At 68.0% G+C, this 26,843-nt stretch carries 26 protein-coding genes; 13 read left to right on the forward strand and 13 right to left on the reverse strand.

Going from position 1 to position 26,843, the window contains the following annotated elements; all coding sequences use genetic code 11:
• Window positions 1-60 precede the first annotated feature (60 nt).
• The 3 genes from ABD210_RS26655 to ABD210_RS26665 are packed head-to-tail and all read left to right on the forward strand — an operon-like array spanning window position 61 to window position 2,475.
• Window positions 61-1,263, forward strand: a complete 1,203-nt coding sequence (locus tag ABD210_RS26655) for a GGDEF domain-containing protein (protein WP_344114921.1) — start codon at window positions 61-63, stop codon at window positions 1,261-1,263.
• 37 nt (window positions 1,264-1,300) lie between these two features.
• The gene (locus ABD210_RS26660; protein ID WP_344114923.1) at window positions 1,301-1,678 is read left to right on the forward strand and encodes a nuclear transport factor 2 family protein; all 378 of its coding nucleotides are present in this window, start codon (window positions 1,301-1,303) and stop codon (window positions 1,676-1,678) included.
• A gap of 41 nt (window positions 1,679-1,719) precedes the next feature.
• On the forward strand, window positions 1,720-2,475 hold the full coding sequence (locus ABD210_RS26665) for a class I SAM-dependent methyltransferase (RefSeq protein WP_344114925.1): 756 nt from the start codon (window positions 1,720-1,722) through the stop codon (window positions 2,473-2,475).
• Between the two features lie 231 nt (window positions 2,476-2,706).
• Here ABD210_RS26665 and ABD210_RS26670 read toward each other — a convergent pair whose 3' ends face one another.
• The gene (locus ABD210_RS26670; protein WP_344114927.1) at window positions 2,707-2,847 is read right to left on the reverse strand and encodes a hypothetical protein; all 141 of its coding nucleotides are present in this window, start codon (window positions 2,845-2,847) and stop codon (window positions 2,707-2,709) included.
• 51 nt (window positions 2,848-2,898) lie between these two features.
• A complete protein-coding gene (locus ABD210_RS26675) occupies window positions 2,899-3,609 on the reverse strand; it encodes a DUF4386 family protein (protein ID WP_344114929.1) in 711 nt (236 codons plus the stop codon).
• 237 nt (window positions 3,610-3,846) lie between these two features.
• On the opposite strand from ABD210_RS26675, the gene ABD210_RS26680 reads away from it, so the two are divergent.
• The 3 genes from ABD210_RS26680 to ABD210_RS26690 all read left to right on the forward strand — a co-directional run bounded on the left by ABD210_RS26680 (window position 3,847) and on the right by ABD210_RS26690 (window position 7,125).
• Window positions 3,847-4,518, forward strand: coding sequence for a hypothetical protein (locus ABD210_RS26680; protein WP_344114931.1), 672 nt, complete (start codon window positions 3,847-3,849; stop codon window positions 4,516-4,518).
• A gap of 107 nt (window positions 4,519-4,625) precedes the next feature.
• Window positions 4,626-5,621: an EamA family transporter gene (locus ABD210_RS26685; RefSeq protein ID WP_344114933.1), complete on the forward strand. Its 996-nt coding sequence runs from the start codon at window positions 4,626-4,628 to the stop codon at window positions 5,619-5,621.
• Window positions 5,622-5,634: 13 nt separating this feature from the next.
• Window positions 5,635-7,125 (forward strand): carboxylesterase/lipase family protein, encoded by a 1,491-nt coding sequence (locus ABD210_RS26690; protein WP_344114935.1) that lies wholly within the window; start codon window positions 5,635-5,637, stop codon window positions 7,123-7,125.
• Window positions 7,126-7,381: 256 nt separating this feature from the next.
• Here ABD210_RS26690 and ABD210_RS26695 read toward each other — a convergent pair whose 3' ends face one another.
• The 7 genes from ABD210_RS26695 to ABD210_RS26725 all read right to left on the reverse strand — a co-directional run bounded on the left by ABD210_RS26695 (window position 7,382) and on the right by ABD210_RS26725 (window position 15,975).
• Window positions 7,382-8,536, reverse strand: a complete 1,155-nt coding sequence (locus ABD210_RS26695; protein ID WP_344114937.1) for an alanine--tRNA ligase-related protein — start codon at window positions 8,534-8,536, stop codon at window positions 7,382-7,384.
• A 219-nt stretch (window positions 8,537-8,755) separates the two neighbouring features.
• Window positions 8,756-9,880 carry a glycosyltransferase family 4 protein gene (locus ABD210_RS26700; RefSeq protein ID WP_344114939.1) on the reverse strand — a complete coding sequence of 375 codons (1,125 nt, stop codon included), beginning with the start codon at window positions 9,878-9,880 and terminating at the stop codon, window positions 8,756-8,758.
• On the reverse strand, window positions 9,877-11,121 hold the full coding sequence (locus ABD210_RS26705; RefSeq protein WP_344114941.1) for a M48 family metallopeptidase: 1,245 nt from the start codon (window positions 11,119-11,121) through the stop codon (window positions 9,877-9,879). The genes ABD210_RS26700 and ABD210_RS26705 overlap by 4 nt, the downstream gene beginning before the upstream one ends.
• Window positions 11,114-12,883, reverse strand: coding sequence for a hypothetical protein (locus ABD210_RS26710; protein WP_344114943.1), 1,770 nt, complete (start codon window positions 12,881-12,883; stop codon window positions 11,114-11,116). Before ABD210_RS26710 ends, ABD210_RS26705 begins: the two co-directional genes overlap by 8 nt.
• A gap of 101 nt (window positions 12,884-12,984) precedes the next feature.
• A complete protein-coding gene (locus ABD210_RS26715; RefSeq protein WP_344114945.1) occupies window positions 12,985-14,037 on the reverse strand; it encodes a C40 family peptidase in 1,053 nt (350 codons plus the stop codon).
• 250 nt (window positions 14,038-14,287) lie between these two features.
• A complete protein-coding gene (locus ABD210_RS26720; RefSeq protein WP_344114947.1) occupies window positions 14,288-14,527 on the reverse strand; it encodes a hypothetical protein in 240 nt (79 codons plus the stop codon).
• A 140-nt stretch (window positions 14,528-14,667) separates the two neighbouring features.
• Window positions 14,668-15,975, reverse strand: coding sequence for an NYN domain-containing protein (locus ABD210_RS26725; protein ID WP_344114949.1), 1,308 nt, complete (start codon window positions 15,973-15,975; stop codon window positions 14,668-14,670).
• Between the two features lie 216 nt (window positions 15,976-16,191).
• On the opposite strand from ABD210_RS26725, the gene ABD210_RS26730 reads away from it, so the two are divergent.
• The 3 genes from ABD210_RS26730 to ABD210_RS26740 all read left to right on the forward strand — a co-directional run bounded on the left by ABD210_RS26730 (window position 16,192) and on the right by ABD210_RS26740 (window position 19,876).
• Window positions 16,192-17,997: a DEDD exonuclease domain-containing protein gene (locus tag ABD210_RS26730; protein ID WP_344114951.1), complete on the forward strand. Its 1,806-nt coding sequence runs from the start codon at window positions 16,192-16,194 to the stop codon at window positions 17,995-17,997.
• 76 nt (window positions 17,998-18,073) lie between these two features.
• Complete coding sequence (locus ABD210_RS26735; protein WP_344114953.1) at window positions 18,074-18,361, forward strand: Lrp/AsnC family transcriptional regulator; 288 nt, start codon at window positions 18,074-18,076, stop codon at window positions 18,359-18,361.
• 51 nt (window positions 18,362-18,412) lie between these two features.
• Window positions 18,413-19,876 (forward strand): DUF2510 domain-containing protein, encoded by a 1,464-nt coding sequence (locus ABD210_RS26740; protein ID WP_344114955.1) that lies wholly within the window; start codon window positions 18,413-18,415, stop codon window positions 19,874-19,876.
• A gap of 397 nt (window positions 19,877-20,273) precedes the next feature.
• Here the strand turns inward: ABD210_RS26740 and ABD210_RS26745 are convergent, their stop codons facing one another.
• Complete coding sequence (locus tag ABD210_RS26745) at window positions 20,274-20,618, reverse strand: hypothetical protein (RefSeq protein ID WP_344114956.1); 345 nt, start codon at window positions 20,616-20,618, stop codon at window positions 20,274-20,276.
• Between the two features lie 63 nt (window positions 20,619-20,681).
• Here ABD210_RS26745 and ABD210_RS26750 point away from each other — a divergent pair, with 63 nt between their 5' ends.
• A complete protein-coding gene (locus ABD210_RS26750) occupies window positions 20,682-21,608 on the forward strand; it encodes a hypothetical protein (RefSeq protein WP_344114958.1) in 927 nt (308 codons plus the stop codon).
• 62 nt (window positions 21,609-21,670) lie between these two features.
• On the opposite strand, the gene trpD is transcribed toward ABD210_RS26750, so the two are convergent.
• From trpD to ABD210_RS26765, 3 genes are read right to left on the reverse strand one after another with little or no spacing between them, the layout of a single operon-like run.
• A complete protein-coding gene (gene trpD, locus ABD210_RS26755; protein ID WP_344114959.1) occupies window positions 21,671-22,738 on the reverse strand; it encodes an anthranilate phosphoribosyltransferase in 1,068 nt (355 codons plus the stop codon).
• Window positions 22,739-22,786: 48 nt separating this feature from the next.
• On the reverse strand, window positions 22,787-23,203 hold the full coding sequence (locus tag ABD210_RS26760) for an Rv3143 family two-component system response regulator (protein WP_344114960.1): 417 nt from the start codon (window positions 23,201-23,203) through the stop codon (window positions 22,787-22,789).
• 58 nt (window positions 23,204-23,261) lie between these two features.
• On the reverse strand, window positions 23,262-24,179 hold the full coding sequence (locus ABD210_RS26765; RefSeq protein WP_344114961.1) for a cytochrome c oxidase assembly protein: 918 nt from the start codon (window positions 24,177-24,179) through the stop codon (window positions 23,262-23,264).
• 82 nt (window positions 24,180-24,261) lie between these two features.
• On the opposite strand from ABD210_RS26765, the gene ctaE reads away from it, so the two are divergent.
• Genes ctaE through qcrA form a run of 3 tightly spaced genes read left to right on the forward strand, consistent with a single transcriptional unit; the run spans window position 24,262 to window position 26,839 of the window.
• Entirely contained in the window at window positions 24,262-24,924 is a 663-nt protein-coding gene (gene ctaE, locus ABD210_RS26770) for an aa3-type cytochrome oxidase subunit III (protein ID WP_344114962.1), read from the forward strand.
• Window positions 24,921-25,787 carry a cytochrome bc1 complex diheme cytochrome c subunit gene (qcrC, locus tag ABD210_RS26775; protein WP_344114964.1) on the forward strand — a complete coding sequence of 289 codons (867 nt, stop codon included), beginning with the start codon at window positions 24,921-24,923 and terminating at the stop codon, window positions 25,785-25,787. Before ctaE ends, qcrC begins: the two co-directional genes overlap by 4 nt.
• Window positions 25,784-26,839, forward strand: a complete 1,056-nt coding sequence (gene qcrA, locus ABD210_RS26780; protein WP_344114966.1) for a cytochrome bc1 complex Rieske iron-sulfur subunit — start codon at window positions 25,784-25,786, stop codon at window positions 26,837-26,839. The genes qcrC and qcrA overlap by 4 nt, the downstream gene beginning before the upstream one ends.
• Window positions 26,840-26,843 lie beyond the last annotated feature (4 nt).

The raw sequence follows: 26,843 nt of genomic DNA on the forward strand, positions 1-26,843 counted from the left end.
CGCCGTAGCGATGCCCCCTGGTCGCCGGCCCGGTGGAAGCTGTGGTCAGCTCCTCCGATTGTGCTCGGCTACGTGCTTGCCGTCGACCTGCTCGCCTTCGCCGTCATCGCGGTCACCACCATCGCCGTGCCGGTCGCCGCCCATGACTGGGTCCGCCTGGCGATCCTTGCGGGCGGGTCGATGGTTCACATCGAAGCCGCCCGCGGCATCGAGCGGCTGCGCGAAGTGGCGGCCGAAGGCATCCCCTACGTCAACTTGAAAGGCATGTGGACCTTCGCGGGCGCCCTGGTCCTGCCGCCGGCACTGGCCGCCATGCTCATCGCCGTCACCTACCTGCACTCGTGGTTCCGGCTCCGCAGGGTCACCCCGCACCGCTGGTTCTTCTCGGCCGCCACAATCGTCCTTGCCGCCGCAGCTGCCGCTTGCGCAATCGCCACGATCACGCCGGACGACTACCCCGGCTATCCGAGCGGACCGATCGGCCTGGTCGCGGTCGTCACGGCCGGCCTCGCGTACTGGTTCGTCAACTACACGCTGGTCGTGGGCGCCGTCCTCCTGTCCAACCCCGAAGGGAAGGCGCAGGACGCTCTCGGCCGCCTGTCCGACCAGCTCATCGGGGCCGGATCGCTCGGTCTCGGTGTGGCTGTTGCCGCGCTCCTGCTGCACGAGCCCTGGACGGTCGTCGTACTGCTGCTCACGGTCCTCGGCCTGCACCGGGCGTTGCTGGTGGACCAGTTCCAGGCCGCGGCCCGCAAGGACCCGAACACCGGCCTGGCGAACACCATGTTCTGGCACGAGATGGCAGGCAAGGAACTCGCCCGCGCCGAACGCACCCAGCTGCCGCTCGGCGTCCTGTACCTGGACCTCGACCACTTCAAGACCGTCAACGACACCCATGGACACCTCGCCGGGGACCAGGTCCTCAACGCGATCGCCGACGACCTGCGTCGCGAACTCCGCACCGACGACCTCGTCGGCCGGCTGGGCGGCGAGGAATTCGCCGTGCTCCTGCCCAACACGACGCCCAGCGATACGACCTTGGCCGGAGAACGGATGCGCCGTCGGATCGAGGTCCTGAAGATCAAGGTCACCACTGACAAGGGCTCCACCGAACTCAACGGCTTCACCTGCTCCGTCGGCGCAGCGACTTACCCAGCCGCCGGGAAGAGCCTCGACGAAGTACTCCTCGCCGCGGACACGGCCCTCTATGCAGCCAAGAACGCGGGCCGAAACACCGTGGTCACCGCCCCTTCAATCGGCTGATCACCCGCAAGCTCCGCCGACCTTGGAGCGGTGACCTGTGGATGCTGAAACCGAAGTACTGGAAGCAGCGCGGCGGCGAGCAGAAGCCTTGACCGCCGGGGACGGGCGCGCATTGGCGGCGCTTCTGCACCCGAAGTTCAAGTGGACCTCACATCGCGGAGACAGCTTCGACCGGGACAGTTACGTCGAGTCCAATACCGCCGGGCGCCTGAGCTGGAGCAGCCAGACCTTGACCGACGTCGAGGTCACGGTCGAGGACCGGACCGCCGTACTGCGTTGCGTCGTGGTTGACGAGGTGCTCACCAACGCCGGCCCCGAGACCTTCCGCATGCCGATGACCCAGACCTGGATCCACGTCAACGACGACTGGCTCTGCCTCGCGGGCCACGCGGGCCCCTTGCTCGAGCACGAATAATCGCTGGATCGACCTGGACGTTCGCTGCCAAAGTGGCCGGCATGCGACAGGAAGAGATCTGGGACGTCGAGGCTGCCACTACTTACGACACCCCGGGCACCGGGATGTTCGCTCCGGAGGTGCTGGAGCCGACCGTCAACCGATTGGCGGAGCTCGCGGGTACCGGCCAAGCCCTCGAGTTCGCCATCGGCACTGGTCGCGTCGCGATCCCTCTGTCCGAGCGCGGCGTGGCAGTCACCGGAGTCGAGCTGTCCACCCCGATGATCGACGAGCTGCGCACCAAGGCCGATGCGGACTCGATCCCCGTCGTCGTCGGAGATATGACTGCCGCGCGTGCTCCGGGCGAGTTCACGCTCGTCTACCTCGTCTACAACACGATCTCCAACCTCCTGACCCAGTCCGAGCAGGTCGCCTGCTTCCGCAACGCGGCGCGTCATCTCACACCCGGCGGCCGGTTCGTGATCGAACTGTGGGTGCCTGAACTGCGCAAGCTGCCGCCCGGGCAGCACGCCACGGTCTGGCAGTCCGAACCGGGCTACATCGGCTTGGACACTTACGACCTCCGGCAGCAGCGCGTCGTCTCACACCACTTCAGATTCGGCGAAGGCAAGGAGGCGCGGCTCTTCCGCAGCCCTCACCGCTACATCTGGCCGACCGAACTCGACCTGATGGCACAGCTTGCCGGCTTCGAACTGGAGACCCGGCACGCGGATTGGGCAGGCGCAGAGTTCACCGCAGAGTCCCGGTCGCACGTCTCGGTCTACCGCCTCGCATCTGAGTCGCCTCAGAGCTCCTGAAGTTGGCCGCCAACAGCGCATGGTAGTACTTCGTATTCATGGCGACCACGGTGAGCGGCGACGAGCAGACCCGCTGATCAATCATCACCGCCACAGGTCGGGCGGCGGCACGCGGCACAGTCATTCCAACGCGAGGCGGCGCTCGGTTGGCGAGCTTCGTCTCGGCGCAGTTGTTCTCCGATGGCGCCTCGCGACGAGCCACTCGTGCAGCTTCTGAACCTGGGCTCAGCCTTACTGATTCACGATCAGCATCAGGTTGTCGTCGAGGTCCCGGACCGTGAAGAAGCGGCATACAGTCGCATTCCCCTCGACGGCGGTCGGAGCCAGCCCACGCCGTACGGCCTCGGCGTGGTGCTGGTCGATGTCGGGCACGACGTAGTTGCAGGCCGCCCAGTCCAGCTTGATCCGCGACGCCTTCGCGCCTCACGCCAGTTGTTCATGTCGATGCAGCGGTGGTCGCGCGCGCCGACGGAGCAAGCTGATGCCCATGCTCAGCATGAACACGAAGAACCCGATGAAGCCGATGGACGAGATGCCGCTGATCACGTCCGACGCAGGACTGAGCAAGCCCAGCCAGCCGGCGAACACCGCGACGACGAGGCCGAGCCAGCCGATCCACCGCGGCAGGGCTCGCGTCGTGAGGATCGCCAGCGCATACAGCGGTATCGCCACACCCCAGCCGAGGAAGTTCCCGGCAGTATTGGTGACGGCAGCGACCGAGGCGAACGTCTCGAACGTACCGATCAGACTCGCCTGCGTGGCGGGCTGGGCGGCGGTGTACGCCGGTACCAGCTCGTAGGCCATCGCGATGGGGACCAGGTGGGAGACGGTGACGAGCGTCAGGCCGACAGCTGCCAGGATCGGCGCCAGAACGAGCACCTGCCCGGCGTCGCGAAGTACGTCGTAGAACCCCACGAAAGCCACGATGGCGAGGAACCCCATCAAGACGATGAGCCACGCGCCCGCGAAGAAGAGCCCGCTGGCGCCGTCCACGTCCGTGATCCACGACCGGCCCTGCTGCCCGGTCTCCGGGATGAGCACCGAGACCCCGCTGCTCCCCATGGCGACGCCGCCCAGTACGAAACAGATCACTGTTGAGATCGCGCAGATGGCCCCGATCGAGGACAGGCGCATCGACTGAAGCATGGTCTTCCCCCTTTGCTTCTGTCCTGAGCCTGCGCCCGCACCTTGAGCGGCGTCAACAGCGGCATCGTGGCCGCACGGGCGCAAGATTCGCTCATTGAACCGACTGCGGGAATCGTTTGATCCGGCATTCGGAGTGCCATCTCGCGACGGTAGCGGTGAGCGGGGTCGACGCCACCGTCGAGTGAGGTCCCACCTCGGTGGGCATGGGCAGGTCAGAATGCTCGGGTGACCAAGGTCCCCAAGCCCGCGCCACCGAGCAGCCGGCACACCCGCCGGTGGCCGGCCTCGCTGGCGGTTGTTGCTGTGCTCGCCCTTCAACTCGCAGTGCCGGCGGACATCTTGAACGCGCCGCGGTGGATCCTGCCGGCCTGCGGGGCGGCGCTCCTGGTCCCGCTGGTCTGGGCGAATCCTTTCCATCTCCGCCGGGATGAGCCCTGGCTGCGGTGGGTGGCGCTGGCTCTGCTGGCCGTGATGATCCTGGTCAACGCCATCTACCTGACCGGGCTGATCGTCTATCTCACCACCGGCAACGCCAACAACGGCGCGGTGCTGGTGAGGGCGGCGCTGCTGATCTGGGTGACGAATGTGGTCGCCTTCGCCGTCGGCTACTGGGAGATCGACCGCGGCGGTCCGTTCGCCCGGGCACCCGAGCATGAGCGCGAGATGGAGCGTCCGGACCTGCTGTTCCCGCAGATGACGGCCGACATCCCGGGCTGGGAAGGTTGGCTGCCGGGCTTCACGGACTACCTGTTCGTCGCGTTCACCGCCGCGACCGCGTTCAGCCCGACCGACACGATGCCGCTCACCGCCCGCGTGAAAACTCAGATGGGGATCCAGTCCAGCATCTCCTTCCTCACCATCGCCGTTGTCGCCGCCCGGGCCGTCAACGTGCTCTGAAGACCACCTGCCGAAACACCCTCGACGTCGTTGTAATGGGTGTGAAACAGTTACGCCCATGTACACGGGTCCGGCCGGGGGCGGGCGGGAGCAGTGGAGGAGCTGAGATGCAGGGAGCACAGGGTGCGGCCCGGACCAAGTCCGTCGGGCTCGGGTTCGCGGTGTTCTCCGCGATCACGTTCGGTGGGTCCGGACCGTTCGCGAAGGCACTGATCGGGGCCGGCTTCTCGCCCGAACAGGCAGCCTGGCTGCGGATCGTCGGCGCCGCCGCCCTGCTCGTACCGCTTGTCCTGATCTTCCGCGGCAGCGCCGGCCTGCGCGCCGCCCGGGCCTCCTGGCCGCAGCTCGTCCTCTACGGCCTGACCGGGATCGCCGGCTGCCAGACGCTGTTCTTCATCGCCGCCAGCCGGTTGCCGGTGGGCGTAGCCATCCTGCTGGAGTTCTCCGGACCGGTGCTGGTCGTCGCGTGGCTGAAGTTCGGCCAGAAGGTGGCGGTCCCGCGGTCCGCCGCCCTCGGTGTCGCGATCGCGCTGGTCGGTCTCGCCACGGTGGTGGAGATCTGGTCCGGCGTGCAACTGGACCTGATCGGTCTGCTCGCGGGGCTCGTCGCAGCAGCCTGCCAGGCGACGTACTTCCTGCTGATCGACAAGCTGACCGGGGTCGCCGATCCGCTGGTGATGACGGCGGCTGGGAGTGTCGTCGGAGCGGTCGTGCTGACGGCAATCGCAGTGCCCTGGGGTATCCCCTGGCACACGCTGACGGACACCATCGCGATCGGTCAACGCTCCGCGCCCGGCTGGTTCTTCGCCGCCTGGCTGATCGTGGTCAGCACAGTGGTCGCCTACCTGGCGGGAGCGGCCGCAGTACAGCGACTGTCCGCGGCGGTCGGAGGAGCAGTCGCGTACGTCGAGGTCGTGGCGGCGAGCTTGTTCGCCTGGATCCTGCTGGACGAGACTCTCTCGACCACCCAGATCGTCGGTGGCGTGATCGTCCTGCTCGGCGCCTTCGTGGCCCAGTCGTCCGTCGGCAAGGTCGTGCCGCCCGAGCTCCCCATCCCGGACTCCGCGACGCGAGACCTGGACCTCGACCCCGCCAACCTCTGACAAACTCGGCGGTATGGAGCCGATTGTTGCGTTGACGTCAGGGCAGGTCCGCGGCCGGACAACCGATGGGATCTCCGCGTTCCTCGGGATCCCCTTCGCAGCCGACCCGGTCGGACGAGCTATGTACGCCGCGCCGGCTCCCGCGCCCAGCTGGGACGGAGTTCGGGAGGCAACCGAGCTCGGCACCACCGCGGCCCAGCCGCCGTACGAGCCACCCTTCGACCAGTTGCTGCTCAACCCGATCGACCTCGGTCCGGGATTCCTCAACCTCAACGTGTGGACGCCGGATGCGGCAGGTTCCGGCCTGCCGGTGATGGTGTGGTTACACGGCGGCGCGTTCCGCAACGGCTCCAACGCCTCCCCTGTGTACGACGGGACCGCGTTCGCCCGCGACGGCGTCGTACTGGTGAGCGCCAACTATCGGCTCGGCGTCCAGGGGTTCGGCGTTGTCGAGGGCGCGCCCAGCAACCGCGGCCTGCTCGACCAGCTTGCGGCGCTGACGTGGGTGCAGGAGAACATCGCCGCGTTCGGCGGGGACCCGAGCCGGGTCACGGTCTTCGGCCAGTCGGCCGGCGGGATGAGCGTCGCCACATTGATGTCGATGCCTGCGGCAAAAGGCTTGTTCCAGCGCGCGATCGTGCAGAGCGGTTCGGCCGAGGCGGTCGCGTTGGCGAGTGACGCGGCGCTGGTCGTGGCCGAGGTGGCGAAGCGACTGGACGTGCCGGTCAGCGCCGAAGCGCTCGGCGCAGTGGCGACCCACGACCTCCTGGCGGCGCAACGTGCGGTCGCTTTGGAGCTTCGGCAGAACCCGGACCCCGTCCGCTGGGGTCCGTCGATGATCCGGGGTGGCGGCGGGATCATGCCGTTCTTCCCGGTGATCGACGGCGAGCTGATTCACGAGCGACCGCTCGACGCACTCGCCGCGGGCGCTGCTCGCGACGTCGAACTGCTGACCGGAACCACGACCGAGGAGTTCCGGCTGTTCACCGTTCCGACCGGAGTGGCCGCGGCCATCACGCCAGAAGCCCTTCCCCTGTTGGTCGCGCGGGCCGGCCTCGACCCGGCGGCGGCTGGTCCCTACGCGGCGAACCGCCCTGGGCAGTCCCCCGGCGAGATCCTCACCGCGTTGACGGGCGACGCGTTCTTCACGCTCCCGACGATCCGCCTGGCCGAGGCGCAACTCGCCGCCGGCGCCGCGGCGTACATGTACGAGTTCAGCTGGCGGAGCCCGGTCCCCGGGCTGGGCGCCTGCCACGCGTTGGAGCTGCCCTTCGTTTTCGACACGCTCACCCCGTCCCCGCTGTCCGGTCCGGAACCGCCGCAGGAGCTGGCCGACCGGATGCACGCCGCCTGGGTCTCCTTCGCAACCACCGGAAGCCCGGGCTGGTCGCAGTACGACACGAGCTCGAGGCCTGTGATGACCTTCGATCACCCGGACTCCCGGCAGCTGCAGAACCCGCACGGCGACGAACTCGCACTGCTCGGGCTGGACACGGGGCACTAGTACGACAGCCGTAGTTCGTGATCTGGTGGCGCGGCGGTCCCGGACGTGAGGCGCGCAGCGGTTCCGAAGCGGCGACCTTGAACACCCAACAGCGACCGCGGACACGAAATAACGTGTTCAAGGTCCCCACTACCTGTCCCAAGTCCCCACTCTTGGTCAGGGCCACCCCACCCAGCCTTCCGCGGCCCCCCGCCGAAAGGCATCATCACGAACTACGGCTGTCGTACTAGGACAGTAGGAGTCGCACCGCCCGGGGTCAGGGCAGCAACGACAGGACGAGTTCGCGCGGCAGGCCATGGGTCTCGTGCAGGTAGTCGAAGTCGTTCTGGTCGAGCGTCTTCTGGAACCGATCGTGGCTGATGATCCTGCGGCCGCGCTCCAGCAGGTTGCTGAACCGGATCTCCTCGTCGATCAGGATGCAGCGAACCAGCGAGAGGACCTCGCCCTGGTGGAAGTGGTCGAGGGTGTGCCGGAACAGTTCTTCCGGCAGGTTCGACAGCGTCCGCGAGTCGTCACCCCGCCAGAGGATGGTCAGCAACCGGCGGATCAGCCGGCGCAGCACGTAGCCGCGTCCGGTGTTCGAGGGATGCACGCCGTCGCCGATGATCACCATGCTCGAGCGCAGGTGGTCGATCACGATCCGCTGGTCCTGCTCGTCCAGCTTCCACAGCTCCGGGATGATCCGCATCCAGGGCTCGAACAGCTCCGTCTCGTAGACCGAGCTCTTGCCCTCGAGCAGCATCGTCAGCCGCTCCAGGCCGAGACCGGTGTCGATGTTGAGCTGCTGCAGGGGTTCGAGCGATCCGTCGTCGAGCCGGCGGTAGCGCATCATCACGTGGTTCCACACCTCGACCCAGCGATCGTCCGTCGTCGGCGTCGCCTCCGGTGAACCGTCGCCGGTCCAGAGGAAGATCTCCGAATCCGGCCCGCACGGACCGGTCGGGCCGTTGGACCACCAGTTGTCGTCGGTGGTCAGCTCGACCGGAACGCCCAGGGACTGCCAGGTCCGCAGCGATTCCTGGTCCAGCTCGACCTGGTCGTCGCCCCCGAAGACGGTGACATACATCTGCCCGGGATCTATGCCGAACCCGTCGCGCAGCAGTTCGAACCCCCAGCGCAGGGTCTGCTCGCTGCCGTAGTCGCCGAGGGACCACGACCCGAGCATCTCGAACACGGTCAGGTGGGTCGGATCACCGACCTCGTCGAGATCGGTGGTTCGCAGGCATCGCTGGACGCCCACGAGTCTGCGGCCGAGTGGATGCGGCTCGCCCTCGAGATACGGCGTCAGCGGATGCATACCGGAGGTCGTGAACAGGACCGGGTCACCGGGGCGTGGGATCAGCGACGATCCCGTGGTCGGGATGTGGCCGCGGTCGGTGAAGAAGCCGATGAAGGTCTTGTCGATGCTCATGTCGGTTTCCTTTGCGGAGAGTTGACCGGAAAGGACCGCGAGCCTGGTTTCGACAACAAAAAAACCGGCGGACCGTTTCCGGTCGCCGGTGGTTTTCAGCAGATGTCAGGCAGCGGCAGCCGGGGAGCGGGAAGCTCGTACGGCTGCTGCGAGGCGTGACGTCTGATGCATGTCGCCCAGAGTACACGCTCCGAACCCAGAGGTGTCACGAGGTTTCCGTCACAGGTCGAGCAGGTCCCGCAGGATCGCGCCAGAGCGGGACCAGGTCCACTCGGCGGCGACCCAGTCGCGACCCGCCGCACCCATCGCCCGGGCCCGCGCTGGATCCGTCAGCAAGGCAACCAGCCGTACTGCGACCGCGACCGGGTTGTACGGATCCACCAAATAGCCGGTCTCGCCATGCCGGACGGTGTCGCCTGCCCCGCCCGAGTCGCCGATCACCACCGGTTTCCCGGTGGCGGCTGCCTCCAGCGACACGATGCCGAGCGCCTCCGGCTCCAGCCCGAACCGCCTGGTCCGGCACGGCATCGCGAACACGTCCGCCGCATCCATGTACGGCGGGATCTCGGACCAAGGCACTGCGCCGGTGAACCGCACGGCGTGCGCCACCCCGAGTTCTGCGGCAAGCGCCACCAACTGATCCCGCATCGGACCTCCGCCGACCAGCAGCAAGACGGCGTCCGGCACCTCGGCGAGCACCCTGGGCCAGGCGCGGATGAGCGTGTCCTGGCCCTTGCGCGCGACGAGCCTCGACACGCAGGCAACCACCGGAATCCCTTCCAGCTTGAGGCTTTTGCGCACCTGGTCGCCCCCGGACTCCGGGAAGAACCGCGACGTGTCCACTCCCGGCGTCAACCGCCGCATCCGCCGAGCCGCCTCCGCGGAGAGCGCCGGCGCGATCTGCTCAGCACACCAAGAGGAGACCGTGGTCACGGTGTCAGCCGCATCGCCGATCCGCCGCAGTGCTTGCCGTGTCCCCGGCAGACCTGCCCACCAGGTTTCATGCCCATGCGTCAGCGCAACGATCCGCCGCGCCCCCGCCTTGCGGAGAGCCGGTCCCATCAGACCCAGCGGAGCCGCCGCACCGAACACCACCCGATCCGCCTCGTACTGACGCATCACCTGTACGGCGTACCGGGTGACTCGTGGTGTCGGCAGGAGCATCGTCGTACGGTCGCGCTCCACCGGGAATGGCAAAGCCGCGTCGTACTGCGCGTCGCCGGGCATACGGGAGGTCAGCACGACCAAGCGTTCGGCGGGTAGTTCGTCACAGAGCGAGCGGACGAACGTCTCGATCCCGCCCTGGCGCGGCGGGAAATCGTTGGTGACGACCAGAACCGTCACGGCTTCGCCAGCGGTGGAACCACCGTCCCGTGCTGCGCGGCCCAGGCCCGGCCCATCGCGATGCGCTCCGGCGGCGTCGGGTGATTCGCGAACATCCAGTACCGCCACCGGCTGGGCTCGAGGCCGGAGATGTTCGCCACTGCCAACGCGTGCTGCATCTCGATGAACGTTCTCGGATCGTCGGTGAGCCTCAACGAGTGGTAGTCCGCGCGGGCCTCGATCTTGCGGCTGACCAGGTTCTGCACCGGCGCGGCCAGGGTTGTCCCGGCGACGACAAGCGCCAGCAGCAAGGCGGTTCGGCGCGGATCGGACAACTTGGCCCCGAGCAACAATTTCAGCAGCACGACGGCAAACGCCGTGCCGAGTGCACCGATCAGCGTCCCGTGCAGGACGTCGTTCTCGGCAGCATGTCCGAGTTCATGTGCGACGACCAGGCGAACCTGCGCCGGCGGCACATCCTTCAGCAACGTGTCATAGACGACCAGCCGACGGGTCGATCCGAAGCCGGACACGTAGGCATTGAGAGTCGTGGTCCGCTTGGATGCGTCGGCGACGAGCACATCCTTGACCGGCACGCCGTCCTCCGCGGCCAACTGCATGAACTGGTCACGCTGCGGCCCCGGCGCCATCGAAGTGAACTCGTTGAACCGCGGCTCCACCAGCACCGGATAGCCGAACGAAACTCCTAGCACGAGCACCGAACCGGCGATCGCCGCGGGAACCCACCACCACGTCCGCCAACGCCTGGACAGCGCGATCAACCCGAGCGCCACCGCGGTCAACGCGATTGCCGAGAGCAACCAGTTGACGCCGCGATCCCGGAGCCAGAGACCCCAGCTCTCGGTGGACAGCCCGTATTTCCTGGTCACCCGCTCGGCCATCGCGTCCGTCGGCAAAGTGATCACGCTGACCAGCAATCCCAACGCAGCAACCAGAACCGGTACTGCGAGATACCACCGGCGGAGCTTGAGCACGTCGTACAGGCGGCGGCCCAAAGGACTGAACCCGATGCCGAGCGGCACCAGCACGGACAACACCCAGGAGATCGTTGACCACGGCAACAGCTCGTGCCGGAACTGGTTCTGCCGGTCGATCTCGGCGGCGGTGAAGTCGAGCGTGGGATCCGGTTTCGGCAGGTCGATCAGGTGCCACGGGGTGGTCGTGACGATCACCGTCACCAGCGCGGCCGCGAGCGCGACACCGGCCACCCGAGGGGCCCACGTCGCAGCCCGCTCAGACACCCGCGAGCCTCTTGAGGTAGTTCTGCCAGTCCGCGACGAACTGCTGCTCGGTGGTGCCGAGCACGGTGCGGAAAGCGTCGGCCAGACCGGTCGGGCTCTTGGACGCGTGCACGGTCCGGTAGAACTTCACCAACTTGCTCTGCCCTTCCCGCTCGCTGATCAGCCGACAGGCCAGCCAGCCCGACTCGTAAGCCTGGGGCAGCTCCGTCGACGATGCGGCGAACGCCTCCGGTCCGGGCAGCGCCTTCGGCACCTTGCCCGCCCGGATCGCCTTGAACAACTCCTTCGCCGCCGATTCGTCCTGCACGGACACGGTGGTGAAGGCGACGTAGTCGGCGAAACCCTCGGCCAGCCACAACGGTACCGGCGAGGCGGTAGCGGTCGAGGCGACGTGGGTGGTCTCGTGTGTCAGGACGATCCGGCGGCCCTGCTTGCCGAGCTCCTCGAACAGCTTCGGATTGGCCACGATCCGCACCGGCGCACCCGCCTGCGGCGTGTCCAGCTCGGCCATCGTGACCGCGGCGATCTGGGTGTAGGTGCCCTGCTGCGCTCCGAGCACATACTCCATCTCGGACTGCTTGGACGGCAGGTAGATGACCGCCTTCTGCCGCCAGTTCCTGCCCCAGACCTTGCTCACGGACTCGACCGCGCGGTCGGTCACCGCGGCGTAGTCCTCGGCGTTCGCCTGCGAGTTCAGGCTGATCACCAGGCTGTGCGCGCCCTTGGCGACGTCGATGCTGCCGAGCGCCCAGATGGGCCGCCGCTGCCCGGCGACGAACCGCTCCGAGAAGGACGCCGCGTACGTCGTACTATCCCTCGTCACGAAGGTGACCGGCAGGGTCTCGCGCGCCGGTTTGGCGTCGAACCCGGTCAGCTGCCAGGAGACCTCGACCTGGGCCAGCCAGGACTCGGAGCCGCCGAGCGCGGCCTTGCGGTCGGGCTCGAGCGCGCCGGCGTCGTCGCTCACGTAGCGCAACTGGAAGGTGGCTAACGGCAACTTTGCGAGATTGGCGAAGACCGTCCGCGCCTGCTGGTCGAAGGCGGCCGCCTGCGGGTCGATCGTGTTCATGAAGTTGCCGCGGTTGTCGCTGTTGATCGCGTCGGCCATCCGTTGCAGAACCGCCTCGCCCGCGACGGCCCGGCGGACGCCGTCGGCAGCCTCGTCGGGGGTGGTCGACGCCGAGTGACCCGGCGTGGTGTTGCCGGGGGCACCCGGATCTGCGGGCGCGTTGGCGACACTTTGAAGACCTGCGTAGGCGGCCACGGTGACCACGCCGATCGCCAGGCCGAGCGCGACCTTCCGCACCAACGAACTGTGACCGGACACCCAAGCGCCGACCTCGCCGACGGTGAGCAGCTTCTTCCGCCCCCCGCCGGCGTGCTGGGCCGGGATCATGATCGTCGTCTGCTCAGACAGCCTGACCTCGGTAGCCAGCTCCGCCATGGAGCCCGCCGGCTCCGCCTTGGGACCCACGGGCTCCGCCTTGGGGGCCGCCGGCTCCGCCTCAGAGCGCATCGGCTCCGCCTTGGAGCGCATCGGTTCCGCCTTGGAGCGCGCCTGGTCCGCCTTCGAGCGCACCGGCTCCGCCTTGGACCCCGCCGGGCCCAGGTTGGAGTCTGCCGACTGCAGCTTTGAGGCTGGGCCTGACGACGCGGTCGCCTTCGGATCACGCGGGGGAACGACCGGCATCGGCATGGTGTCGCCTTGTTCGTCGATCACCTCGGCCCCTCGCTGCTCACCTGCCCCAGTCAGGGGAGTCACTTATAGGTGCCCCCTCAGCCAGTCAATCACTCGGCGGGGCGAAAAACTCGGCCCCGGGGGTCGTGCCCCGGAGCCGAGCTTCATGTCGAGAATGCCGCGGGTCAGCCCGGGCGGACCGCGGTGTTGTAGGGCATCAGGTCGATGTCGTCGGTCTTGACCGGCTTGCCCGGGCGGCTGGCGTGCACGATCCGGCCGTTGCCGATGTACATGGCGACGTGGCTGATCGGCGAGTAGTAGAAGACCAGGTCGCCTGGCTGCAGCTGGCTTTTGCTGACCGGGCGGCCCTCGCCGGCCTGCGCCTTCGACGAGTGCGACAGCGAGACGCCCGCCTTGCCCCAGGCGTACATCATCAGGCCGGAGCAGTCGAAGGAGCTCGGTCCGGCGGCGCCCCACACATACGGGTCACCCATCTGGGCCAAGGCCACCTGGACCGCAGTGCCGGCGCGGCCGCTGACCGGCGGGATCGGGAGATTGTCCATCCGGTTGCTGCCACGGGTCGGGCGCGAGTTGCGAGCGGCCTGGGCCTCCTGCGCGTTCTCGGCCTGGATCCTCGCGCGCTCGGCGTCGCTCAGCTTGCCGAGGACCTTTTCGGCGGCGTTGAGGTTGGTCTCGATCTCCTTCTTCAGGCTGTCCTGCTTGGCCTGCACGGCCTGCAACCCGGCCAGCTCAGCCTGCTCGCTGGCCTGCAGGTCGGTGAGCTTGCCCTGGGCGGCCTGGAACCGGCGGAGCGCCGTGTTCTGCTGGCCGGCGAACGCCTGAGCGGTCGAGGCCTGGCTGAGGAACTGGTCGGGGTTCGTTGACAGCAGCAACTGCGCCGTCGTTGAGATCCCGGAGGTCTGGTAGCCGGCGACCGCGAGGGAGCCGATCTGCCGCTTCACGGCGTCGACCTGGACCTGCTGGGTCTTGATCCCGGACTGGAGCGCCTTCACCCGGTCACTGGAGGCCTTGATCTGGCCGCGCAGGTCGTTGGCGGACTCACCGGCCGTCTCGGCCTTGTGCTGCAGCTCGGCGACCTGGGCCTTCGCCTGCGCCAACGTGGGCTTGGGATCCGCGTCGGCCGACTGCTGGACGAAGATCACCCCCGCGACGACTGCGGTGCTGGTGATAGCGGCGAGGGCAATACCCTTGGTGCGGTTGAAGCGTCCGGTGGACACAGCCCGGTCGGTCCCTTCCTCTGCTCGACGCCGTCCCCGTCAACACGCCTGTCGTTGCCGGAGCTCTCAGTGGAGTAACTCCTACAACACCCGGCGGGTCACACCTCGGCTGGTACTTGCCCGGTCGGTCTGGTGGACCGACGCCCTGGGGCAACGAGAGGTAACAGTAGTAACCGATTCGTGACCGGTGCAATTCGCCCCTCTGGTTTGATCCAAACTTAACGTCGGGAAAGCCCTTCCAGAGCGTGAATCAGACCGCGTCGGCCGCCGCGTCTCCTTCCGCAGCAGTGTTCGGCTCCACACTGCTGACGGCGTGCACGAGCCGAAGGGGTGGAACCAGACCGGACTGGGCCAGAACGTCCAGGGCGGCCCGCTCCTCGTCGTCGATCCGGATCGAGCCCTGGTCGGCCGACATCCCGAGCACCACGGTGACCACGCAGTCCTGGCAGCCAGGCCCTCTCATCACACACGCGTCGCAATCGATCAGCACAACGTCCTCCAAAGTGGGGAAGCACCCGGACTTGCATCCGGCTGAGAAGGACGCTAAGGACCCCCACCGACAGTTTTCGCTGACCACCCATCCCAGACCCGTACGACGCCCCGCCGGGCCAGGCGGCTCGTAGTACGGGGTCAGGCTCGGGTGATGCGAGTGATGAGGGTGTTCGCGGAGAGGGCGCGGGCGCCCATGGTGATGGTGCTCTCGGCAACTTCGCGGTCGGTGGACACGACCACGACCGGGCGGCCCGGCGGTTCGGCCCGGACAAGTTGCCGGATCACCTCATCGGCGATCACGCCGGCCGGGCTGAAGCGGACCCGGACACCGCGCGGTGGGTTCAGCTGGACCGGACCGGACAACTCGGCCCCGTCGAACACCACGGTGACCTCGATCCGCCGCTGCGCAACCAACGCGCCCAGAGCTGTGACGAGCCGTTGCCGCTGGGAATGCAGCGGGGAGTTCGGCCAGGCCGTCTTGGTGACGTTGTACCCGTCGATGATCAGGTGCACCTGCGGCAGCGCGAGCAGTTCGTCGAACAGCGCCGGGTCATCGTCCGGCGCTGATCGCCCGACCGGTGCGGCGACAGGCTCCACACCTGCGACGGTGTCAGCCGGGCGGAGGTCTCCCCCAGGCGGCAGCGCCAGCTCGCGACGGAGCCCACCTGCGGCTTCGACGAGGGTGTCCAGCAGCAGTCGCGTTCTGGTGGATGCCAGCTCGCGCTCCTGCCCAGCAGCACGGCGGGTTGCGTAGTCGGCTGCTTCCAGTTCGGTGATGCGGGCGCGGAGTTTCCGCAGCTCGCGCTCCACTTCCGCGCGGGCGGCCTCGACCCGTTCGTCGGCCGTGTTCGCTTCCACCGTGCGGAGTTCGAGGTCGCTCTGAAGACCGGTGATCCGCTGACGCGCCTCGTTCAGCTTGCGCCGGAGGGTGACATTTTCCGCCTTCAGCTCGCTGACCTGCTCCCGCAGACGTTCGCGTACTTGACGTGTCTCGGTGCGGGCCTGATCGAGTTGGTCCGCGAGCCTGCTGACCACCTCGTCGTCGATCTTGGCCGGCTCGGGCGGCAGCTGGGCCGCTTCGGCGATCCGCTGCTCCCAGTCTTCCGGCCGGAGCAGGTAGGCCAGCGCCGCCACCTCGGTGGGTTCGGCGGCCGGCACCGGGACGCCTTCGGCGACGGCATCACCCAGCTCGGGGTGCTCGCGGCGTACCTCGAAAGCGATCAGACGGCGGAAGTGCTCGTCCGTCGCAAGGATCGGCCCGAGCACTGACGCCGAGAGCTTGGCGCGCTTGCCGGGCGCGAAGCTGGCGAACCGGCGCAGCGGAGGTGGGATGTCAGTCGCGGGCAGCTGACCCAGGGCCTGGGCGGCGAGGGTGAGAACCCGCTGCCGCACTGGTTCGGGCAAAGTGGTGGCAGCGGAGCTCGCGGCGGTGCCTGCCTCAGTCACCGGTCCGCAGTCCGGCCCGAACGGAGGTCTGGCGGAGCCAGTGACGCAGACCACAACGACCGGGCGTGCGGCCCGGATTCGCGGTGATCGCTTGTGTACGCATACGGAGAGCCTAGTCGGTTGTGCCCCGTTCGCGTTGTGGTTTGTCGGCGAACCGGACGCCCGGGCAGCGTGTCAGCAGCGGAATTGTCGGTGATGCCTTCTAGCGTCGTCGGCATGAGCAGCCCCTCGTCGGATCTCGCCGCTGCCCCGGCGCCCGAACCGGTCTCGCCGATCCGCGGTGTGCAACCGAGTTTCGACGACCTGGGCACACCACTGCGCGACGTCACCTTCTGCGTGGTCGACCTGGAGACCACCGGCGGCGCACCGGGCAATTCGGGCATCACCGAGATCGGCGCGGTCAAGGTGCGCGGCGGCGAACTGGTCGGCGAGTTCCAGTCGCTGGTGAATCCGTCCGAGCCGATCCCGCCGTTCATCGCGGTGCTGACCGGCATCACCGACCTGATGGTTGCCTCCTCACCCCGGATCGGATCGGTGCTGCCGGCGTTCCTGGAGTTCGCCAAGGGCTGCGTGATGGTGGCTCACAACGCGCCGTTCGACATGGGCTTCCTGAAACACGACAGCCAGGTGCATGGCTACGACTGGCCGGATTTCGCCGTCGTGGACACCGCCCTGCTCGCCCGCCGGGTGATCACCCCCGACGAGGCGCCGAACTGCAAACTGGGCACGCTGGCCAAGCTCTTCCGCGCCACCACGACGCCGAACCACCGCGCCCTGTCCGACGCGCGCGCCACAGTCGACGTTCTGCATGGCTTGTTCGAACGGGTCGGCTCCCTCGGGGTTCAGACGCTGGAGGATCTGCAGACCTTCTCCGCCCGGGTCGCGCCGCAGGTCCGGGCGAAACGGCACCTGGCCGAATCGTTGCCGCACGCCCCTGGTGTGTACCTGTTCACCGACGACCGGGGCGAGGTGCTCTACGTCGGCAAGTCGAAGGACCTGCGCACTCGCGTCCGGTCGTACTTCACCGCCTCCGAGACCCGGACCAGGATCGGCGAGATGATCGGGATCGCGTCCGGCGTCCGCGGCATCGAATGCGGTACTGCGCTGGAGGCCGAGGTCCGCGAGCTCCGCCTGATCGCCGAGCACAAACCGCGGTACAACCGGCGCTCCAAGTTCCCCGAACGGCAGCACTGGCTGAAGGTCACGGTCGAGCCCTTTCCGCGGTTGTCCCTGGTGAAACAGTTGCGCGACGACGACGCGGGGTATCTCGGGCCGTTCAGCTCCCGGAAGACGGCCGAGCGCGCGATGGCGGCGCTGCACGAGGCCTTCCCGATTCGCCAGTGCACGGTGCGGATGTCGCGTTCGCCACGAATATCTCCGTGTGTGCTGGCCGAGATGGGCCGGTGTGTCGCGCCCTGTGACGGGCGGATCGACATGGATTCGTACGGCGAATTCGTCGCCGCACTGCGCTCGGCGCTCACGATCGACCCGGCGCCGGTGGTCGAGGCACTGGACCGGCGGATCGACCTGCTCTCGGCGGACGAGCGGTTCGAGGACGCCGCAGTGCATCGCGATCGGCTGAGCGCCTTCGTCCGCAGCAGCGCCAAGATGCAGCGGATGTCGTCGCTCACCGGGTGCGCGGAGATCTGCGCCGCCCGCCGTACCGATGACGGCGGCTGGGAGTTGCACGTGATTCGCCGCGGCCGGCTCGCGGCAGCCGGGATCAGCCCGCGCGGGACGGATCCCCGCAACTACCTGGAGATGCTCCGAGCCTCGGCCGAGACGGTCCTGCCCGGAATCGGACCGGTAGCGGCCGCCTCACCGGAAGAGATCGAACTCGTACTGCGCTGGCTCGACTCCCCGGGCATTCGCCTGGTCGAGATGGACGGCACCTGGACCTGCCCGGTCAGCGGAGCCGGCCGCCACATCAGCCGCCTCGACAACTCCCACTCCGACGAGCACCACCACCCCAGCGAACGCCGCCGCCGAATGCGTCCGCTGGGTGCTACCCGCGTCAGCTGAGGATCAGCAAGGGCGGGCCGCATTATGCTCAGCGGGGCAGAGTTCCGGGCAGCAGGGTTTCCGAGGAGAGGACGACATGGTCACCGCGATCGTGTTCATCAAGGCCGACGTGGCGCGCATCCCCGAGGTCGCCGAGCAGGTGGCGGCGATCGACGGCGTCAGCGAGGTGTACTCCGTGACCGGTGCGCTGGACCTGATCGCGATGGTCCGAGTCGCCCACCACGACGACCTCGCCAGCGTGATCCCGGACCACGTGAACCGGGTGCCGGGAGTGCTCAGCACCGAGACCCACATCGCCTTCCGGACGTACTCCACGCACGACCTCGAGGCGGCCTTCAGCCTTGGCCAGGAGGACGGTGTCTGACGGCCGGAATCCGCGGCCTGATTGACACGTGCTGAAGTTACGGTGAACCCCATGAGCAACCCTCCCGCGGGCTGGTATCCGGACCCCACCGGACAGCCGCACACCATCCGGTGGTGGGACGGGGCGCAATGGACCAACCAGACCGAGAAGGAAGTCTTTCCCGAGGCTGACGCGGCGCAAGCGGTTCCTTTCTGGACGCAGCCCGCTTCGACGCCAAGCGAGATGACCGGCGACGAGGGCGAGGCGCCGGCGGCCGGTGACGAGGCGGGGGACGAGGCCGGGGCCGCCTCAGGTATGGCGACCGCTGGTGCAGGCGTAGCGATCAGCGCCGCGGAGAAAGCCAAGGCAGCCTGGACGCAAGGGCCTGAGGCGGCCGCGGCCAACAACCCTTCGGCGCAGCAGCAGAATCCTGACAACGGCGGCGAAACCACCGAGCCCACCAACTTGCCTCCGGCAAGCACCAAGCCGAGCATCGTCGCAACGTCTCCAGCCGATGGTGACGAGCAACAAGGAGCCGCAAACCGGTGGCAGGCCGCGGCAAATCCGCAGCAGGCACCGGGCGGCGTGCAGCGGGCCGGCGCGGATGCTTGGCAGCCGGCCGGGAGTGTGCAGCGGGCCGCGGCGAATCCGTGGCAGGCGGCTGGTGGTGGGCCGCCGGCGGGAGCTGGGCAGGCTGGGCAGTGGTCCGGTCGTGATTCGCGAGGGATCGGCGGAGGAAAGGGCGGGACTAGCGGGCCGTCGAGGCCTAGTGGTAGTCGGACGACGGCAATCGTGGCCGCTGGTGGCGTGCTGGTGCTGATCGTTGTCGCGGCTGCCTTCTTCGTGGTCAACCGAGGCGACGATCAGACCGCTGATCCCAGCAGTTTGCCCAGCGCACCTACGTCTGGCGAGCCCAGCGACAACTCGTCGACGGCGCCGACGACTGGTACGGCTCCGACCGCGCCGGCGAGCACGCGGTCCAACGGCCAAGACACCTTCTCGCCCGGTCAGTCGAAGAATCCGGAGTTGCACCAGGGCGCACGGATCTCATCCGACGCGATCTCTTTCCCCCGGCAGCAACCGCCCTGGTCGGACCGGAAGCGGCTGGTGCCGCAGTTGCTGAACTCGAGCGGCCAGTACGTGCTGTTGCAGGAGAACGTCGCCGGCGACAAAGACTGGTACGCCGACATCTTCGTCGGCGCGCTCAGCACCGACACGCTCTCTAACCGCAACGTGCAATCGACCGCTTCGCAATTGTCGATCCAGGTCCGCAGTGCGATGTACCGTGACGTCCCGGCCACGTTCAAGCCGTTGCGCAACGGACCGGTGCAGCGAACGGGCAAGTCGGGCTGGTACTACCAGCAGTCCGTCACAGCGAACTCGCCGACCATCGCCGCACGAGCGTTGACGCTGACTGTCGCCGTCTTCGACCTGGGCGACGGCACCGCAGTCGCGTACATCAGCGACATCCCCACGAACCGGCCGGATCTGAGGACGGCCGAAAGCCAGGTCTACAAGGGAATCAACGTTGGCTGAGAACGAGGACCAGACACCGCAACCGCCCCAGCGGCCACCGGCCCGGCACAGCGCTCCCCCGCGCCAGCCGTCGCCCGACAGCCCTGCCGATCGCACCCAGGAGCACCCACAGAAGCCAGCCCGCCCTCAGTCAGATCCATCCGAGCACGCACCCCAGACCCCGCCCGCCGGGCCACTTTGGGCCGCACCGCGAGCCGAGGACCGACTCCCCCCGGAACAGCTGTCCTCGGCCGGGCTGCCTTCGGAAGCACTGTCGGCGGAAGTGCTGTCGGCGGATCCGTTGCTGGGACAGTCACGCGCGCCTGCTCCGCCACCTCCGCCGCGGCCGCGCCTCGAGCCGACAGTCGGGGCCGGAGCCGGTACGCCGCCTCAACCGCAGGCCGCAGGCGGTCCGCGCCTAATCCAGCCGGCTCAACCACAACAACGCCCAACCCAACCAGTCCATCCACAGCGCCAACCACCAGCACAGCCGCTGCAGGGCCAGCGGGCACCGGGCCAACCCGGGCGGCCGCACGTTGAGCGGCAGCAGCAGGGGCAGCAGCCGAGCGGGCAGCAGCACACCGGTCCATACCCCGCCCAAGGTGGACCAGGCCAAGGGCAGGGCAGGGTGCACCCGGGGCAGCCCGGGCCGACGCAGCACGGACAGCCCGGGCCGACGCAGCACGGGCAGCCCGGGCCAGCGCAGCACGGGCAGCCGGGGCAAAACCAGCAGTACGGACAGGCGCCCGCGCAGTACAGGCAACCGGGCCCGTATGGGCAGGCTCAGCAAGTTCCGCGCGGAAGCGGGCGCCCAGGGCAATACGGAATGCCCCAGCAAGGCCCGCCGCTAAGCGGGCAGTACGGACAGCCGCCGTACGGAGCGTTGCAGGGTGCACCGGTTGGCCACTACGAGGCAGCCCAGCCCGGGTGGCAGGAGCAGCCGCTGCAGGACGGAGCGGCGTACGGGCAACCACGGCAGCAACGCGCGGCTCACCGATCCGGAAGTGGGCAGACGACAGGCGGCGGCAGTGACGGAAACAAGAAGCCGCGGGTCATCGGTGCGTTGATCCTGGTGGTGGTGGCGCTGATCGTCACCGGACTCAGCGCGAACTGGATCTGGACCAAGGCCGACGCGGTTGCTCCAGTGGACCTGCCGTCCGCGAACCCGACGCCGCTGAAGACCATCAGCCCGTCGATCCAGCCGACTGCGATGCCACCGCCGACCGGCAAGGTGGTCGGCAGCCAGTTGATTGCCTCGAACAACGACACGATGCCGCTGATGGGTTCGGCCTGGCTGGATGCCGACGACAAGTCCGGCCAGTACGGCGGCGTGGCGATCTGGTTGACCGTGCACAACAACTACGACGGCAAGAAGAGCAACTGGGGCAACTACGTCTCCTTCGGCGCTCTGGACAAGAAGATCCCGTACACCAACACGGCGGCCGGGCGGAAGGACGCGGCGATCCAGGCGGCCACCAACGCGCTGTTCGCTTTGTACGCCGACAACCCCAAGCTCATCGGCAAGGCCGTCCACCGGCAGATCACGGTGGGCGGGCATCCCGCTCACGAGATCACCGCGAGGGTGGAGGTCAAGGTCCCGAACCTGAAGGAGACCTTCTCGACGCTGATGATCACGCTGATCGACCGCGGCGACGGTACCGCGGACGTGGCCATCGGGGACATCGCCGGTTCGACACCGCAGTGGTTGCCGATCTGGCGCACCAAGGTTTCCCAGATCCAGATCAACAATTAGCCGACGGCCCGCCTCCACGTGGGGGCGGGCCGTCGGCAACAACAGAGTCAGTGCGGCAACCCTCAGCGCACGCTGCGGACCTCGGAGCAGGCTGCGATCCAGCGGTCCAGCACGCTCTTGGCCGCGCCGGAGTCGATCGCCTCGGTCGCACGGTCCATGCCATCCCGGATCCGCCCGACCAATGGCCCGCTGCTCGCGTCATGAGCAGCCAGCGCGGCTCCCGCGTTCAACAGCACGACATCCCGTACTGCGCCGCGCTCGCCGTCCAGCAAGGACCGAACGACCTTCGCGTTGTACGTCGCGTCCGCGCCCCTCAGCGCCTCGGCCGGAACTGGCTGGATCCCCAACTCCCGTGGATCCAGCGTCTCGGGCCCTTCGACGACCCCGCGCCCGACCGTCCATACCTGTGACGTCGTCATCGTGGTCAGCTCGTCCAACCCGTCGTCCCCGTGGAACACCAGCGCGTCGATGCCACGCCGGGCCAGTACGCCGGCCATCAGCCCGGCGATCCGCCCGTCGCCCACGCCGACCGCCTGAGCCGACGGATTGCCCGGGTTGGCCAGCGGCCCCAGGAAGTTGAAGGTCGTCGGCACGCCCAGCTCACGACGCGGTACTGCGGCATGCCTCAGCGCCGGGTGAAAGGCCGGGGCGAAGCAGAAGGTGATTCCAGCCAACTCCCCTACTGCCGCCACCTGCGGGGCGGTCAGATCGAGCGGGATCCCCAGCTCCTCGAGCACATCGGCAGCTCCACAAGCCGATGAGGCCGCGCGGTTGCCGTGCTTGAGCACCTTCGCTCCCGCACCGGCCGCCACGATCGCCGACATGGTGGAGATGTTCACCGTGTGTGCTTGATCACCACCGGTACCGACCACGTCCAGCGTCCGGCCGGGAACCTCGATCCTGGTCGCGAAGTCGCGCATCGTGGCGACCAGACCCTCGACCTCGGTCACGGTCTCGCCCTTGGAGCGCAACGCGATCACGAATCCGGCCAACTGCGCCGGGGAAGCGGCACCGGACAGGATCTGCTCCATCGCCCACGAGGTCGCGGACGCGTCGAGATCCTCGCGCCGCAGCAACGGGTTCAGCACCTGCGGCCAGGTCCAGGCGTGGCTGGTGGCACCGGCCGTCATGACCGACCAGCCGGGAAGCAGGAGGCGGCGGATGTCATGACCGGGAGATCAGGTGGTCGCGGGGAGCGACGCGACCCGGTGCCGGAGCAGCTCGGCGCTCACCTCGGCCAGTCGGATCGGGTCGATCGGATGCGAGACGGCCGCCTCAGCACGCGACCAGGTGGCCAGCCAGGCGTCCTGGGGACGACCGGTGATCACCAGCACGGGCGGGCAGCGGAAGATCTCGTCCTTCAACTGCCGCGCGATCCCCAGACCGCCCGCGGGCACTGCCTCACCGTCGAGGATGGCCATGTCGATACCACCCTTGTCCACGGCCGCGATCACGGCCGGCTCGGTGGCGCACTCGACGTACTCGAGCTCGGGCAGATCGGCGGCGGGACGCTTGCCCAGCGCCAGCCGGACGGATTCCCGCGTCGTACGGTCGTCGCTGTAGACCAGCACCTTCAGCGGACGCTCTGAGCTCATCGATTCATCCCAAGCTGTGTGTCTGTGACGAGTGGACTGGAAACCAACACGGCGAATGCTACCGGGGGGCCTGCCCGGCTCTGCGCGCCTGCTCCTCCAACCGGTCCAGCCGGCGGTCCTCACGCCTGGCTTCACGCTGCGACTGCTTGACCCACTGGACGAACAGGACGCCGAAGAAGAACAGCCCGACGATGTCGCCGGAGCCCCACAGCAGACCGCCCGCGATGTACTGGTCGCGGATCGGCGAAGGCGGCCAGGAGCGGCCGAAGCTGGTGTACCAGTCCTCCGCGATCAGTTTGTTCGCCGACATGATCGTGATGCCGAGGAACGCGTGGAACGGCAGCGTCAGGAAGGTCAGCATCAACCGGAACGGGTAGATCACCCGGCCCGGCACCGGATCCAGCCCGAGCAGGGGCCAGAAGAACAACGAGCCGACCAGAATGAAGTGCAGGTGCAGGAGATCGTGGAGCGCCGCCGAGCGCAGCGTCGCGTCGTACCAGTCGCTGAAATACAACGCCCAGGGGCTCAGCACGAACAAGGTGAAACCGATCAGCGGGAAGCAGATCACCTTCGCGAAGCGCGAGTGCAACACGGAGAGCAACCAGCGGCGCGGCCCGACCGGAAGGGTGCGCAGGGCAAGTGTCACCGGCGCGCCGAGCGCCATCGCCAACGGTGTCAGCATCGAAAGGATCATGTGCTGAGCCATGTGCACGCTGATCAGCACCGTGTCGTAGGTGCCGAGAGCCGACTGGGTGGCGATCACCGCACTGCCCAGGCCGAGGCCGACGAAGGCGAATGTCCTGCTCCGGGACCAGCGATCTCCGCGCGCGCGGAGCTTGTGCACGCCGTACAGATAAAGGGCCCCGACGACAACGATCACTGCCAGTAACACCGGCTCGAAGGTCCACGCGGTCAGCAGTCGCTGCGGCGTGAACGGGGCGATCTGATCGCCTGGTCCGGCGTGGAGAGCAAGCACGGTTCAACAGTAGAAACCAGAAGTCGCCGACATGCATGGGGGTGGGCGTGCTGTCTGATCCCTGGACCGACATAATGACCGCGTGGCCACAGCAACCGCGCTCCCAGCGTCCCGTGAACATGGACACCACGACCGTCCAAGCATGGTCAGTGTCGGCACGATCGTCTGGCTCTCGAGCGAACTGATGTTCTTCGCCGCCCTGTTCGCGGCCTACTTCACGATCCGGTCGGTGACAACCGCCGCGGCAGCTCCGGGAACGGAGACCTTGTGGAAGACCTCCACGGATCTGTTGAACGTGCCGTTCGCCGGCGTCAACACCACGATCCTGGTGCTGTCCTCGGTCACCTGCCAGATGGGCGTCTTCGCCGCCGAGCACGGCCGGGTCGGCCGCACCGGTTCGGTGTCGAACGTCCGCGGCTGGGGCATGCGTGAGTGGTTCATCCTGACCTACCTGATGGGTGCTGTCTTCATCGCCGGTCAGGTCACGGAGTACGCCAAGCTGGTCCACGAGGGCGTGACGATCTCGTCGTCGCCGTACGGATCGGTCTTCTACCTGACCACCGGGTTCCACGGCCTGCACGTGACCGGTGGTCTCATCGCTTTCGTGTTCGTCCTCGCCAGGACGTACATGGCTCGCAAGTTCACCCACGAACAAGCCGTCTCCGCGATCGTCGTGTCGTACTACTGGCACTTCGTCGACGTCGTGTGGATCGCCCTGTTCGCGACCATCTACCTGCTCCAATGAGTGAGAAGAGACATTCGTTGTCACCCGCGCGCTTCCTCTCCGCGCGACGACGGCACCGGTCAGCCGGCCTCGTCGTGCTCCTGTTCGGCCTCCTGGCGGTGGGCTCCGCGTACGCCGCGTTCGCCCCTGACAACGCGGTGGCGGACAACTCGGCCCAGTCCCAGCAGATCGAAGAGGGCAAGAAGCTCTTCGCGGTCGGCTGCGCCAGCTGCCACGGCCTGAACGCCGAGGGCGGCAACAACGGCGAAGGCAAGATGGCCGGTCCGTCGCTGATCGGCGTCGGCGCGGCCGCCGTCGACTTCCAGGTCGGCACCGGCCGGATGCCCGCGATGCAGCCGAACGCCCAGATCCCGCAGAAGCCCCCGGTCTACACGCCGGCCGAGATCGAGGCGCTGGCCGCGTACGTCGCGTCGCTTGCTCCGGGCCCGGCGGTTCCGGCCCAGGAGTCGTACGACGTGAGCAAGGCGACCGACGAGCAGGTCACCCGCGGTGGCGAGCTCTTCCGGACGAACTGCACGGCCTGCCACAACTTCGCCGGCAAGGGTGGTGCGTTGCCGAACGGCCGCTACGCCCCGGCGCTGATGGGTGTCAGCGAGCAACACATCTATGAGGCGATGCTGACCGGCCCGCAGCAGATGCCGGTCTTCTCCGACCAGGTGCTGCAGCCTGAGGACAAGCGCGACATCATCGCCTACCTCAAGACGCTGGAGACGCAGAAGGACCCGGGTGGGTTCGGCCTCGGCCGGCTCGGTCCGGTGTCGGAGGGTCTGTGGGGCTGGCTGGTCGGGATCGGCCTGCTGGTCTGCGTAGCGGTCTGGATCGGCGCCAAGGGCGTCAGGGCCAAGGGAGTGGACGCGGAATGAGCGACGAGAAGGCGAACCTGCCCGCCGTCCAGGCGGACGAGGCGCACGGTCAGGTTCAGCTGGCCGAGCCGATCCCGGACCCGGGCATCGAGCCGCACGAGCCTCGCATCACCGATATCGACCCGAAGGCGGCCGACCGCGTCGAGCGCCAGGTCGCCGCCATGTTCACCCTGGCGGGCCTGCTCGCACTGGGTGCCTGCGTGGCCTACTTCGCGATCCCGCGGGACAGCATCCTGACTGTCGGGCCGCTGACCGGCAACGCGAACAACCTCACCATCGGTCTGTGCCTGGGCGTCGCGCTGTTCCTGATCGGCGCCGGTGCGATCCAGTGGGCCAAGAAGCTGATGGTCGACACCGAGATCTCCGAGGAGCGGGACGCCGCGTACTCCACGCCGGAGCAGAAGGCCGAGATCATCGAGGGCTTCCAGGTCGGTGTCGCCGAGTCCGGCTTCACCCGCCGCAAGCTGATCCGCCGCTCGCTGATCGGCGCGATGGGCCTGCTCGGCCTGCCTGCCATCGTCTTGCTCCGCGACCTCGGTCCGCTGCCCGGCCGGAGCCTCTACAACACCATCTGGGCCAAGGGCATCCGGGTCGTCAACGATGTCACGCTGCGTCCGATCAAGCCGTCCGACCTGGTCGTCGGTCAGCTGGTCAACGCGGCACCCGCCAACCTGGCCCCGATCGAGGCACAGAGCGACGTCGAGTACCAGAACGCCAAGGCGAAGGCCGCGGTGATCATGGTCCGGATCGCCCCGAACGAGATCCGTACGCCGGCCGGCCGGGAGAACTGGGGCATCGACGGGATCCTCTGCTACTCCAAGATCTGCACCCACGTCGGCTGCCCGATCTCGCTGTACGAGCAGACCACGCACCACGTGCTCTGCCCGTGCCACCAGTCGACGTTCGACCTGGCCGACGGTGCCAAGGTCATCTTCGGCCCTGCCGCGCGACCGCTGCCGCAGCTACCGTTGGCAGTGGACGCGGAGGGCTACATCGTCGCGCAGAGCGGCTTCACCGAGCCGGTCGGCCCGAGCTTCTTCGAACGAGGGTGACACC

The organism is Kribbella alba (assembly GCF_039529635.1).
GTDB classification, from domain to species: domain Bacteria; phylum Actinomycetota; class Actinomycetes; order Propionibacteriales; family Kribbellaceae; genus Kribbella; species Kribbella alba.

What these genes read in the sequence shown, in the direction of transcription:
- ABD210_RS26735 (WP_344114953.1), top strand. Translation starts at nt 18,074, where the DNA reads ATGGTCACCGCGATCGTGTTCATCAAGGCCGACGTGGCGCGCATCCCC.
- ABD210_RS26750 (WP_344114958.1), top strand. Translation starts at nt 20,682, where the DNA reads ATGCCCCAGCAAGGCCCGCCGCTAAGCGGGCAGTACGGACAGCCGCCG.
- ABD210_RS26760 (WP_344114960.1), bottom strand. Translation starts at nt 23,203, where the DNA reads ATGAGCTCAGAGCGTCCGCTGAAGGTGCTGGTCTACAGCGACGACCGT.
- ABD210_RS26730 (WP_344114951.1), top strand. Translation starts at nt 16,192, where the DNA reads ATGAGCAGCCCCTCGTCGGATCTCGCCGCTGCCCCGGCGCCCGAACCG.
- qcrA (WP_344114966.1), top strand. Translation starts at nt 25,784, where the DNA reads ATGAGCGACGAGAAGGCGAACCTGCCCGCCGTCCAGGCGGACGAGGCG.
- ABD210_RS26740 (WP_344114955.1), top strand. Translation starts at nt 18,413, where the DNA reads ATGAGCAACCCTCCCGCGGGCTGGTATCCGGACCCCACCGGACAGCCG.
- ABD210_RS26685 (WP_344114933.1), top strand. Translation starts at nt 4,626, where the DNA reads ATGCAGGGAGCACAGGGTGCGGCCCGGACCAAGTCCGTCGGGCTCGGG.
- ABD210_RS26695 (WP_344114937.1), bottom strand. Translation starts at nt 8,536, where the DNA reads ATGAGCATCGACAAGACCTTCATCGGCTTCTTCACCGACCGCGGCCAC.
- trpD (WP_344114959.1), bottom strand. Translation starts at nt 22,738, where the DNA reads ATGACGGCCGGTGCCACCAGCCACGCCTGGACCTGGCCGCAGGTGCTG.
- ABD210_RS26665 (WP_344114925.1), top strand. Translation starts at nt 1,720, where the DNA reads ATGCGACAGGAAGAGATCTGGGACGTCGAGGCTGCCACTACTTACGAC.
- ABD210_RS26690 (WP_344114935.1), top strand. Translation starts at nt 5,635, where the DNA reads ATGGAGCCGATTGTTGCGTTGACGTCAGGGCAGGTCCGCGGCCGGACA.
- ABD210_RS26675 (WP_344114929.1), bottom strand. Translation starts at nt 3,609, where the DNA reads ATGCGCCTGTCCTCGATCGGGGCCATCTGCGCGATCTCAACAGTGATC.
- qcrC (WP_344114964.1), top strand. Translation starts at nt 24,921, where the DNA reads ATGAGTGAGAAGAGACATTCGTTGTCACCCGCGCGCTTCCTCTCCGCG.